At 74.2% G+C, this 12,629-nt stretch carries 6 protein-coding genes; 5 read left to right on the top strand and 1 reads right to left on the bottom strand.

Translation table 11 applies throughout. From position 1 onward, the window contains the following. Positions 1 to 81 precede the first annotated feature (81 nt). From WQO_RS23790 to nudC, 4 genes are all read left to right on the top strand, one after another. On the top strand, positions 82 to 3,621 hold the full coding sequence (locus WQO_RS23790; RefSeq protein ID WP_029182377.1) for an ATP-dependent helicase: 3,540 nt from the start codon (positions 82 to 84) through the stop codon (positions 3,619 to 3,621). 87 nt (positions 3,622 to 3,708) lie between these two features. Then, positions 3,709 to 7,344 (top strand): ATP-dependent DNA helicase, encoded by a 3,636-nt coding sequence (locus tag WQO_RS23795; RefSeq protein WP_058954080.1) that lies wholly within the window; start codon positions 3,709 to 3,711, stop codon positions 7,342 to 7,344. 10 nt (positions 7,345 to 7,354) lie between these two features. Further along, positions 7,355 to 8,752, top strand: a complete 1,398-nt coding sequence (locus WQO_RS23800; protein WP_010061583.1) for a dipeptidase — start codon at positions 7,355 to 7,357, stop codon at positions 8,750 to 8,752. Positions 8,753 to 8,819: 67 nt separating this feature from the next. Then, on the top strand, positions 8,820 to 9,776 hold the full coding sequence (nudC, locus tag WQO_RS23805; RefSeq protein WP_010061582.1) for an NAD(+) diphosphatase: 957 nt from the start codon (positions 8,820 to 8,822) through the stop codon (positions 9,774 to 9,776). A gap of 93 nt (positions 9,777 to 9,869) precedes the next feature. Here the strand turns inward: nudC and WQO_RS23810 are convergent, their stop codons facing one another. Beyond that, positions 9,870 to 10,124, bottom strand: a complete 255-nt coding sequence (locus WQO_RS23810; protein ID WP_006127421.1) for a glutaredoxin domain-containing protein — start codon at positions 10,122 to 10,124, stop codon at positions 9,870 to 9,872. 239 nt (positions 10,125 to 10,363) lie between these two features. Between WQO_RS23810 and WQO_RS23815 the strand changes: the two genes are divergently transcribed. Beyond that, positions 10,364 to 12,583 (top strand): ATP-dependent DNA helicase UvrD2, encoded by a 2,220-nt coding sequence (locus tag WQO_RS23815; protein ID WP_010061581.1) that lies wholly within the window; start codon positions 10,364 to 10,366, stop codon positions 12,581 to 12,583. Positions 12,584 to 12,629 lie beyond the last annotated feature (46 nt).

The following is a 12,629-nucleotide window of genomic DNA, read 5'->3' on the forward strand; positions in this document are numbered from 1 at the left end:
TCCGCCCCTCTCCTCGGGCTGTCCCGACTGCCCCGAACCTGTTCCTCATCACCTGTACACCCACCAGGACCGGCGATCCACGTGAGTTCCTCCTCCACCCGGCACAGTCCGCGCCGTGAGTCACGGCCGCGGACCACGGGTGCATACCGACTGGTGCGCACCCCGCCGGGATCCGTGGAGCCCCCCCTCCTGGACGCAGGCCAGCGCGCGGTGGTTGATCACCCCGGCGGCCCGCTGCTGGTCCTCGCCGGGCCGGGCACCGGCAAGACCACCACCCTCGTCGAATCCGTCGCCGCCCGGGTGAACCGGGGCGGCGACCCCGCCCGCATCCTCGTCCTCACCTTCAGCCGCAAGGCCGCCGTCGAACTGCGCGACCGGATGGCGGCCCGCCTCGGGGCGGCCCGGGGGCCGCAGGCCACCACGTTCCACTCGTACTGCTACGCCCTGGTCCGGGCGCACCAGGACGCCGACCTGTTCGCCGATCCGCTGCGCCTGCTGTCCGGGCCCGAGCAGGACGTCACCGTCCGCGAACTGCTCGCGGGCCAGCTCGACCTGGAGAAGGAGGGCCTGGGCCAGGTCCGCTGGCCGGACGAACTGCGCGCCTGTCTGACCACCCGCGGCTTCGCCGACGAGGTGCGCGCCGTGCTGGCCCGCAGCCGTGAGCTGGGCCTCGGCCCGGACGCGCTGGCCGACTTCGCCCGCCGCACCGGCCGCCCGGACTGGACCGCGGCCGCCCAGTTCCTCGCCGAGTACCTCGACATCCTCGACGCCCAGGGCGTCCTGGACTACGCCGAGCTGGTGCACCGCGCGGTCCTGCTCGCCGAGCGTCCCGAGGTGGCTGCGGAGCTGGCCGGCCGGTACGACGCGGTGTACGTCGACGAGTACCAGGACACCGACCCCGCCCAGGTGCGCCTGCTGCACGCGCTGGCCGGGAACCGGGGGCGCGCGCCGGGGTACACCCGGGGGCACGGCGAGGGCGGCCGGGGCGAGGGAGAGAACGTGCGCGGTGAGGGTGCGCGCGCCGGGGATGCGCGAAGCGAGGGGGCGCGCGCCGGGCGGACGCTGATCGCCTTCGGCGACCCCGACCAGTCGATCTACACGTTCCGGGGCGCCGACGTGAACGGCATCCTCGACTTCCCGGACACCTTCCGCCGGGCCGACGGTACCCCCGCGCCCGTGGGCGTCCTCACCACCTCGCGCCGCTCCGGGGCCGGACTGCTGGCGGCGACCCGGCTGCTCACCCGCCGGATGGCGCTGACCCGGCTGCCCGCCGACACGGTCCGCGCCCACCGCGAGCTGCACGCCGTCCGGGACGGCGGCCGCGTCGAGACGTACACCTACCCGACCGCGTCCACGGAGCTGGAGAACATCGCGGACCTGCTGCGCCGCGCCCATCTGGAGGACGGGGTTCCGTGGCAGGAGATGGCCGTGCTGGTACGGGCCGGAGGCCGCTCGCTGCCCGCCGTCCGCCGCGCCCTCACCTCCGCCGGCGTCCCCCTGGAGGTCGACGGCGACGACCTCCCGCTGCGCCACGAACCAGCCGTCGCCCCGCTGCTGACGGCCCTGCGGGCGGTGGCGACGGCAGCGCTGCGAGGCCTCCCCGAGGAGGACCAGGAGGAGAAGGGGGACCAGGACGAGGCGGACGGAGCGGACCCGGGCGGGAATGACGGAGCGGACCCGGGCGGGACCGGCGGGGCGGGCCCGGGCGGGACCAGCGGGGCGGGCCGTGCGGGGGCCCGAACGCCCTCCTGGCTCGACACCGAGACCGCCCTCACCCTCCTCACCTCCCCGCTCGGCTCCATGGACGCCGCCGACCTGCGCCGCCTCGGCCGTGCCCTGCGCGACGAGGAACGCGCCGCCGGGATCCGGGTCCCCGCCCCCTCCGACGACCTGCTCGCCCGCGCCCTCGCCGAGCCCGAACGCCTCGTCACGCACGACCCGGCGTACGCCCACGGCGCGCAGCGCCTCGGCGCGCTCCTGCGCAAGGCCCGTGAGCTCCTCGAAGGCGGCGGCACCGCCGAGGAGGCCCTGTGGACCCTGTGGAACGGCACCCCCTGGCCCGGCAGGCTGGAGCGGGCCGCGCTGCGCGGCGGGGCGGGCGGCCGCAACGCCGACCGCGATCTCGACGCGGTGTGCGCCCTGTTCGACACGGCCGCGCGCGCCGAGGAGCGCACCGGCGGGCGTGGGGCCCTCAACTTCCTGGAAGAGGTCGACGCCCAGGACATCGCCGCCGACACCCTCTCCCGGCGGACCGCCCGCCCCGACGCCGTACGCCTGATGACCGCCCACCGCTCCAAGGGCCTTGAGTGGCGGCTCGTCGTCGTCGCCGGGGTCCAGGAAGGGCTCTGGCCCGACCTCCGCCGCCGGGGCTCCCTCCTGGAGGCGGACCGCATCGGCCGCGACGGGCTCGCCGAACCCCTCACGCCCGGCGCCCTCCTCGCCGAGGAACGCCGCCTCTTCTACGTCGCCGCCACCCGCGCCCGCGAGCGCCTCGTCGTCACGGCCGTGAAGGCCCCCGCCGACGACGGCGACCAGCCCTCCCGCTTCCTCACCGAGCTGGGCGTCGAACCCCGCGACGTCACCGGCCGCCCGCGCCGCCCCCTCGCCGTCGCCGCGCTCGTCGCCGAACTGCGCGCCACCACGGTCGACCCGGGAGCCTCCGACGCGCTGCGCGAGGCTGCCGCCCACCGCCTCGCCCGGCTCGCCGCGCTCACCGACGACGAAGGGCAGCCGCTGGTGCCCGCGGCCCACCCGTACCGCTGGTGGGGGCTGGAAGAACCGACCCGCTCCGCCGTTCCGCTGCGCGACCGCGACCAGCCCGTCACCCTCTCCGGCTCCGCGCTGGACCAGCTCGCCAACACCTGCGCCCTCCAGTGGTTCCTGGGCCGCGAGGTGAAGGCCGACGCCCCCGCCACCGCCGCCCAGGGGTTCGGCAACGTCGTCCACGTCCTCGCCGACGAGGTCGCCTCCGGCCGGACCCCCGCCGACCTGGACGTCCTCATGGAGCGCCTGGACTCCGTCTGGAACGGCCTCGCCTTCGACGCCCCCTGGAAGTCCGAGCAGGAGAAGGACCACGCCCGCGCCGCCCTGGAACGCTTCCTGCACTGGCACGTCCTGGACCGGGCCGGCCGGACCCCCACCGCGAGCGAGCACGACTTCGACGTGACGCTGGAGGCGGGGGAGTACGCCGTCCGCATCCGGGGCTCCATGGACCGGGTCGAGCAGGACGCCGAGGGCCGGGCGTACGTCGTCGACTTCAAGACCGGCAAGGGCGCCCCCACCAAGGACGAGGTCGCCGCCCACCCCCAGCTCGCCGTCTACCAGCTCGCCGTCCGCGAGGGCGCGGTCGACGAGGTCTTCGACGGCAACCGGCCCGAACCGGGCGGCGCCGAACTGGTCCAGCTCCGTCAGCCCGCCCCCAAGAAGGAGGGCGGCGAGGCCTTCCCCAAGGTCCAGGCCCAGGAACCGCTGGCGGGGGAGTGGGTCTCCGACCTGCTCGCCACCGCCGCCGGAAAGGTCCTGGACGAACGGTTCACGCCCACCACCGGAACGCACTGCTCCCACTGCACCTTCCGCACCTCGTGCAGCGCCCAGCCGGAGGGGCGGCAGGTGGTGGAGTAGCCCACCGCATCCGGATGCCAGGTGGTGGAGCAGCCGCCGCATCCGGTTCGTGCCGGGTTGTCGGCGGTCCCGGTTACCGTTGTCCGGGTGTCCCCACGCATCACCGATCCCGAGCAGCTCAAGGAGCTCCTCGGGATTCCGTTCACCCCGGAGCAGACGGCCTGCATCGTCGCGCCGCCCGCCCCGCAGGTGATCGTGGCCGGAGCCGGGTCGGGCAAGACCACGGTGATGGCCGCCCGCGTGGTCTGGCTGGTGGGCACCGGACAGGTCGCGCCCGAGCAGGTCCTCGGCCTCACCTTCACCAACAAGGCGGCGGGCGAGCTGGCCGAGCGCGTCCGCAAGGCGCTGATCGCCGCCGGGGTCACCGACCCCGACGTCATCGACCCGGACAACCCCCCGGGCGAGCCCACCATCTCCACCTACCACGCGTTCGCCGGCCGCCTCCTCACCGAGCACGGCCTGCGCATCGGCCTGGAGCCCTCCACCCGCCTCCTCGCCGACGCCACCCGCTACCAGCTGGCGGCCAAGGTGCTGCGCGAGGCCCCGGGCCCGTATCCGGCGCTCACCCGGTCCTTCTCCACCCTGGTCAGCGATCTGCTCGCGCTCGACGGGGAGCTGTCCGAACACCTCGTACGGCCGGGGACGCTGGAGACGTACGACACCGAGCTGCTGCACGAGCTGGCCACCGCCAAGCTCAGCAACGCCGACCTGCGCAAGATCCCCGAGGCCGCCGAGGCCCGCCGCTCGCTCCTCGGCCTCACCGAGCGCTACCGGGCCGCCAAGCGCAGCCGGGACCTGCTGGACTTCGGCGACCAGATCGCGCTCTCCGCCGAGCTGGCCCTGACCCGGCCGGAGGTCGGGAGGATCCTGCGCGAGGAGTTCCGGGTCGTTCTTCTCGACGAGTACCAGGACACGTCGGTGGCGCAGCGGCTGCTGCTCTCGGCGCTGTTCGGCAGAGGCGGCAGCGGTGGTACGGAGCCGGGGGTGGCCGACCACGCGGCTCCCACCGGCCAGGCGGCTCCCACCGGCCACGCGGCTCCCACCGGCCACGCGGCTCCCACCGGCCACGCGGTGACCGCCGTGGGCGACCCCTGCCAGGCGATCTACGGCTGGCGCGGCGCGTCCGTCGCCAACCTCGACGACTTCCCCGAGCACTTCCCGCACGCCGACGGCACCCCCGCCACCCGCTACAGCCTCAGCGAGAACCGGCGCAGCGGCGGACGTCTCCTCCAGCTCGCCAACGGCCTCGCCGAGCCGCTGCGCGCGATGCACGAGGGCGTCGAGGCGCTGCGCCCCGCGCCGGGCGCCGAACGCGACGGCGTGGTCCGCTGCGCCCTCCTGAACACGCACACCGAGGAGGTCGACTGGCTCGCCGACTCCCTCGCCCACCTCGTCCGCACCGGCACCCCGCCCGGCGAGATCGCCGTCCTGTGCCGCACCGCCGGGGACTTCCCCGAGATCCAGGCGGCCCTGGTCGCCCGGGACATCCCGGTCGAGGTCGTCGGCCTCGCCGGACTGCTCCACCTGCCCGAGGTCGCGGACCTGGTGGCCGTCTGCGAGGTCCTCCAGGACCCGGGGGCCAACGCATCCCTGGTCCGGCTGCTGACCGGACCGCGCTGGCGCATCGGCCCCCGTGACCTCGCGCTCCTCGGCCGCCGCGCCCGCCTTCTCGTCCACCGGGCCGGCCACGCGGACGAGGCCGACGCGGACCAGCGGCTCGCGGAGGCCGTCGAGGGCACGGACCCGGCCGAGGTGATATCGCTCGCGGACGCGCTGGACACCTTCCTGGTCGCGGGGGACGCGGCCGACGACGGGCTGCCGTTCTCCGCCGAGGCCCGCGTCCGCTTCGCCCGCCTCGCCCGGGAGTTGCGCGACCTGCGCCGCTCGCTCGCGGACCCCCTGATGGACGTCCTGCACCGGGTCCTGGCCACCACCGGTCTGGAGGTCGAGCTGTCCGCGTCCCCGCAGGCGCTGGCCGCTCGCCGCCGCGAGACCCTGGCCAACTTCCTCGACACAGCGGCCCGGTTCGCCTCGCTGGACGGAGAGGCGTCGCTGCTCGCCTTCCTCGGCTTCCTGCGCACCGCCGCGCAGTACGAGAAGGGCCTCGACAACGCGCTGCCCGGCGGCGAGAACACCGTCAAGGTCCTCACCGCCCACAAGTCCAAGGGGCTGGAGTGGGACGTCGTCGCCGTCCCCGGACTGGTCACGGGCCAGTTCCCCAGCGGCCAGTCCCGGGACGCCTGGACCGCCCAGGCCAAGGTGCTCCCACACGCCCTGCGCGGCGACGCGGCGACGCTCCCGGCCCTCGACAGCTTCGACGCCAAGGGGATCAAGGCGTTCAAGGAGGAGATGAAGGAGCACCAGCACACGGAGGAACTGCGCCTCGGCTACGTCACCTTCACCCGCCCCCGCTCCCTGCTCCTCGGCTCCGGCCACTGGTGGGGCCCGTCCCAGAAGCGGACGCGCGGCCCTTCCGCCTTCCTGGAGGCGCTGTACGAGCACTGCGCGGCGGGCCACGGCGAGATCGAGGCCTGGGCGGACGAGCCCGCCGAGGACGAGGAGAACCCGGCCCTCGCGGAGCGCGACGCCGACCTGGCCTGGCCGCTCCCGCTCGACGCCGACGCCCTGGCCCGCCGCCGCGCCGCCCGGGACACGGTCCTGGCCCACCTGGAGCGCATGGCCGTCCGGGGGGACGAGCAGGCACCGGCGTACGCCCCCGGACCCGGCGACGTACCGGCGCACGAACCCTGGGACGACGAGCCTCCGCTCGACGAGCCCCCGGCCGACGAGGACTGGGACTGGGACGCGCTCCCCACCGAACGCCCCCCGGGCCCGTGGGAGACCGAACCGGACCCGGTGGACACGGCCTCCGAGCCGCCCCCACACACCGAGGCCGCACCGGACACGGCCTCCGAGCCGGCCCCGCACACCGGGCCGCCCCCCCACATCCCGGCCGCCCGCCACCCGCAGGAGGATCCGGCCGCCCGCCACGCCCCGGAAACCACCGAACCGGCCGACCGGCTCACCCCCGAGGAGGCCCGCACCCTCGCCTCCTGGGACCGGGACCTGGACTCCCTCGCCGGAGAGCTGCGCCGCGCCCGCGCCACCGTGCGCGAGGTGGTCATCCCCGCCGCCCTCTCCGCCACCCAGCTGCTGCGCCTGGCCGAGGACCCCGACGCCTTCGCCCGCGAGCTGGCCCGCCCCATGCCCCGCCCCCCGCAGCCCGCCGCCCGCCGGGGCACCCGGTTCCACGCCTGGGTCGAGTCCCGGTACGAGGAGCTGCCGCTGCCCCTGCTGGGCCCCGACGAGCTGCCCGGCGGCGACGAGAGCGACGCCGAGATCGCCGACGAGCGGGACCTCGCCGAGCTGAAGGAGGCGTTCGAGCGCACGGCGTACGCCCGGCGCACCCCGTACCGGGTGGAGACCCCCTTCCAGATCACCCTGGCGGGCCGCGTGATCCGGGGCCGGATCGACGCCGTCTACCGCACGGGCGACACCTACGAGATCGTCGACTGGAAGACCACCCGCCACCGCACCGCCGACCCGCTCCAGCTCGCCGTCTACCGGCTGGCCTGGGCCGAGCTGCACGATCTGCCGCTCGACGCGGTCACCGCCACGTTCCTCTACGTACGCACGGGCGAGACCGTCCATCCGCAGGGGCTGCCCGGCCGGGCGGAGCTGGAGCGGATCCTGCTGGACGAGCCGGACCCCGATGGCGGATAGGCTCAAGAGCATGAGCGAGACCCCGGACAGCGTCGTCCGTACGTACACCGAGCAGCACCGCGCCGCCTTCCTCGACGACCTCGCCGAGTGGCTGCGCATCCCCTCCGTGTCCGCGCAGCCGGAGCACGACGGGGACGTACGGCGCAGCGCCGTGTGGCTGAGCGACAAGCTCAAGGAGACCGGCTTCCCGGTCGCCGAGATCTGGGATACCCCCGGCGCCCCGGCGGTCTTCGCCGAGTGGCCGAGCGAGGACCCCGGCGCCCCGACCGTCCTGGTCTACGGCCACCACGACGTCCAGCCCGCCGCCCGCGAGGACGGCTGGGCGACCGACCCGTTCGAGCCGGTGATCCGGGACGGCCGGATGTACGGTCGCGGCGCGGCCGACGACAAGGGCCAGGTGTTCTTCCACACCCTGGGCGTCCGCGCCCACCTCGCCGCGACCGGCCGCACCACCCCCGCCGTCAACCTCAAGCTGCTGATCGAGGGCGAGGAGGAGTCCGGCTCGCCGAACTTCCGCGCCCTGGCCGAACAGCACGCGGAGCGGCTCGCCGCCGACGCGGTGATCGTCTCGGACACCGGCATGTGGGACGAGGACACCCCGACCGTCTGCACCGGCATGCGCGGCCTCGCCGAGTGCGAGATCCAGCTGTACGGGCCCGCCCAGGACATCCACTCCGGATCGTTCGGCGGAGCCGTTCCCAACCCGGCCACCGAGATCGCCCGGCTGGTCGCCGCCCTCCACGACGAGGACGGCAAGGTCGCGATCCCCGGCTTCTACGACGGGGTCACCGACCTCACCGACGCCGAGCGGGCCCTCTTCGCCGAGCTGCCCTTCGACGAGGCGACCTGGCTGCGCACCGCCAAGTCGGGCGCCGCGTCCGGCGAGGCCGGGTACTCCACGCTGGAGCGCGTCTGGGCCCGCCCCACCGCCGAGGTCAACGGCATCGGCGGCGGCTACCAGGGCGCCGGAAGCAAGACGATCATCCCCTCGTCCGCCCTGGTGAAGATCAGCTTCCGGCTGGTCGACGGCCAGGACCCCGACGACGTACAGAAGACCGTCCGCGCCTGGGTGGAGTCCCGCATCCCGGCGGGCATCCGGCACACCATCGCCTTCCAGCCCGCCACCCGCCCCTGTCTGACCCCGCTGGACCACCCCGCCCTGCAGGCCGTGGCCCGCGCGATGGGCCGGGCCTTCGGGAAGAAGATCCTCTTCACCCGCGAGGGAGGCTCGGGCCCGGCCGCCGACCTCAGGGACGTGCTCGGCGCCCCCGTCCTCTTCCTCGGTATCTCCGTACCCTCCGACGGCTGGCACGCCCCCGACGAGAAGGTCGAGCTGGACCTGCTTCTCAAGGGCGTGGAGACGACCGCCCACCTGTGGGGCGAACTGGCCAAGGCGCTCGGCCGGTGAACCTCGGCCGATGAACCCCGCCCCACCTCCGTACACCCGATCCACCCAGGGGGAGTAGGAAGCACCTGTGAGCACCTTCGACAACGCCACCGCAGACCGCCCGATCGGCCTCACCGCGCCGAGCGGCATCGACCGCGCGGCACACCACCGTCTCGACGAGGCGTGGCTGGCCGTGGCGTGGAGCCACCCGACGACCCGCGTCTTCGTCGTCTCCGGCGGTCAGGTGCTGATCGACGACACCCCCGACGGGGGCACCGAGATCGTCATGACCCCGGCCTTCGAGGCCCCGGTCACCGAGACCCACCGGTACTTCCTCGGCACCGACGAGGACGGCGTCAGCTACTTCGCGCTCCAGAAGGACTCGCTGCCCGGCCGCATGGACCAGTCGGCCCGCCCGGCCGGACTCCGCGAGGCGGGCCTGCTCCTCGGCCCCCGGGACGCGGGGCTGATGGTGCACGCCGTCGCCCTGGAGAACTGGCAGCGGCTCCACCGCTTCTGCTCCCGCTGCGGCGAACGCACCGTCATCGCGGCGGCCGGGCACATCCGCCGCTGCCAGGCGTGTGGGGCCGAGCACTACCCGCGTACCGACCCGGCGGTCATCATGCTGGTCACCGACGACCAGGACCGGGCGCTGCTCGGCCGCCAGGTGCACTGGCCGGAGGGCCGCTTCTCCACCCTCGCCGGGTTCGTCGAGCCGGGTGAGTCGATCGAGCAGTCCGTGGCCCGTGAGGTCTACGAGGAGGCCGGGATCACGGTCGGCGAGGTCGAGTACGTCGCCAGCCAGCCGTGGCCGTTCCCCTCCAGCCTGATGCTCGGCTTCATGGCGCGGGCCACCTCCTTCGACATCAACGTCGACGGCGAGGAGATCGAGGAGGCCCGCTGGTTCTCCCGCGAGGACCTCACCGCCGCCTTCGAGTCCGGCGAGATCATGCCCCCGTTCGGCATCTCCATCGCGTCCCGCCTGATCGAGCTCTGGTACGGCAAGCCGCTCCCGAAACCGGGCGCGGTGAAGCGGACCGCCTGAGGTCCGTCGACGTCCGCGCCCCCGGACACACGACTGCCCCCGGCGGTGCCGGGGGCAGTGGTACGCGCGACAGGCGGTCGTCTCTCCGCCGGATCAGGCGGCGAGCGCCTGCTTCACCTGGGCGAGCGAGGGGTTCGTCATGACCGACTCGGTGCCCGAGGGGGCCACGATCAGCAAGGTGGGGACCGTCTGGTTTCCGCCATTCGCCTTCTCGACGAACGCGGCGGACTCCGGGTCGTGCTCGATGTTGACCTCGTTGTACGCGATGCCCTCGCGGTCCATCTGGCTCTTCAGCCGACGGCAGTAGCCGCACCAGGTGGTGCTGTACATCGTCACAGTGCCCGCCATGTCGCTGGCGCTCCTTCGTCTCGTCCGTACCGCTGCGCGGCCGGCAGCGTCACCTGCGGACCGGCCGCTCACCGCAGCGCTCCCGCAAGGTTAAGGAACGCACGGGAGGTGGCCACCATTCCCGCGACGCCGGTGCGGCCCCGGTGACCGGCCCCGCACCTCCCGCCCCGGTACGACAAACAGCTCACACCTGTGGACGACCGCCGCATCCGCCCCCGGGTACCTGGCAGCATGGCGGGGTGACAGCAGCAACGCACTCCACCCTCTTCCCGCAGGTACCCGAGACCCCGGACGCCGTGCTCGACGGGCTCGACCCCGAGCAGCGCGAGGTGGCGCTCGCCCTGCACGGACCGGTGTGCGTGCTGGCCGGAGCCGGTACGGGCAAGACCCGCGCGATCACCCACCGCATCGCGTACGGGGTGCGGGCGGGCATCCTCCAGCCCGCCACGGTCCTTGCCGTCACGTTCACCAACCGGGCCGCCGGAGAGATGCGCGGCCGCCTCCGTCAGCTCGGCGCGACCGGCGTCCAGGCGCGGACCTTCCACTCCGCCGCGCTCCGGCAGCTCCAGTATTTCTGGCCGAAAGCAGTCGGTGGCGAGCTGCCCCGGCTGCTGGAGCGGAAGGTGCAGCTCGTCGCCGAGGCCGCCGCCCGCTGCGAGCTCCGGCTCGACCGCAGCGAGCTGCGGGACGTCACCAGCGAGATCGAGTGGGCCAAGGTCACCCAGACCGTCCCCGCCGACTACGCGGCGGCCGTCGCCAAGGCCCAGCGGGACGCCCCCCGGGACCCGGCGGTGCTCTCCCAGATCTACTCCGCGTACGAACAGCTCAAGCGCGACCGCTCGGTGATCGACTTCGAGGACGTGCTGCTGCTGATGGTCGGCATCCTCCAGGACCGGGGAGACATCGCCGACCACGTGCGCGGCCAGTACCAGCACTTCGTCGTCGACGAGTACCAGGACGTGAGCCCGCTCCAGCAGCGGCTGCTCGACCTCTGGGTCGGCGACCGGGACAATCTCTGCGTCGTCGGCGACGCCAGCCAGACGATCTACTCCTTCACCGGGGCCACCCCTGACCACCTGCTGAACTTCCGCACCCGCCACCCCGGGGCGACCGTCGTCAAGCTGGTCCGGGACTACCGCTCCACCCCGCAGGTCGTCCACCTCGCCAACGGCCTGCTGAGCCAGGCCCACGGCAAGGCCGCCGACCACCGCCTGGAGCTGGTCTCGCAGCGCGGCAAGGGCCCCGAGCCGGTCTACACGGAGTACGGGGACGAGCCCGGCGAGGCCGAGTCCACCGCCCGGCGCATCCGCGACCTCATCGCCGCGGGCGTGCCGGCCGGCGAGATCGCCGTGCTCTACCGGGTCAACTCCCAGTCCGAGGTCTACGAGCAGGCCCTCGCGGACGCCGGGGTGCCCTATCAGCTGCGCGGCGCCGAGCGGTTCTTCGAGCGGGCCGAGGTCCGAGAGGCGGGCATCGCCCTGCGCGGCGCGGCCCGCGCCGGGCGCAACGACTCCCTCCTCGACGGCGCGGAGGACCTGGCCTCCCAGGTGCGGGCGGTGCTCTCCACCAAGGGCTGGACCACCCGCCCGCCCGCAGGATCGGGCTCCGTGCGCGACCGCTGGGAGTCGCTGGCCGCGCTGGTGCGCCTCGCCGAGGACTTCGAGACGGCGAAACCGGGGGCGACCCTGACCGACCTGGTCCGCGAGCTCGACGAACGGGCGGCCGCCCAGCACGCCCCGACGGTCCAGGGAGTGACGCTGGCATCGCTGCACGCCGCCAAGGGCCTCGAATGGGACGCCGTGTTCCTGGTCGGACTGACCGAGGGCATGATGCCGATCGCCTACGCCAAGACCGACGAGCAGGTCGAGGAGGAGCGGCGCCTGCTGTACGTCGGGATCACCCGCGCCCGCGTCCACCTCTCGCTCTCCTGGGCGCTGACCCGGTCCCCGGGCGGCCGGGGAGGCCGCAAGCCGACCCGCTTCCTGAACGGGCTGCGGCCGGGCTCGACGGGGTCCGGTGCGCGGGGCGGTGTCGGTGGGGGCGGTGGGATCGACCGGGGCACCGGGCGGGCCGCGACCACCGGGCGGGCCCCGGCCGTCGAACGCAAGCCCAGAAGCCCGGTGCGCTGCCGGGTCTGCGGCCGGACGCTCACCGACGCGGGCGAGATGAAGCTGATGCGCTGCGAGGAGTGTCCTTCGGACATGGACGAGGGACTGTACGAGCGGCTCCACGAGTGGCGCGCCGGCCAGGCGGCCCTGCTCGGCCAGCCCGACTACTGCGTCTTCACCGAGAAGACCCTCATGGCGATCGCCGAGGCCGTGCCGTCCACCGAGGGCGAGCTGGTCGTCATCGCCGGTGTCGGCAACCGGAAGTTGGGCCGCTTCGGCGCCGACGTTCTGGCCATCTGCGCAGGTGAGACGGTTGGTGACGGGCCCGACGAGGGCCCCGGCACGACCTGAGAAAAACTCGTCCAGAAAATAGTTTGCGCGCGCACCAGTCGTCACC

Origin of the sequence: Streptomyces globisporus C-1027, assembly GCF_000261345.2 — a bacterium.
Lineage (GTDB): Bacteria > Actinomycetota > Actinomycetes > Streptomycetales > Streptomycetaceae > Streptomyces > Streptomyces pakalii.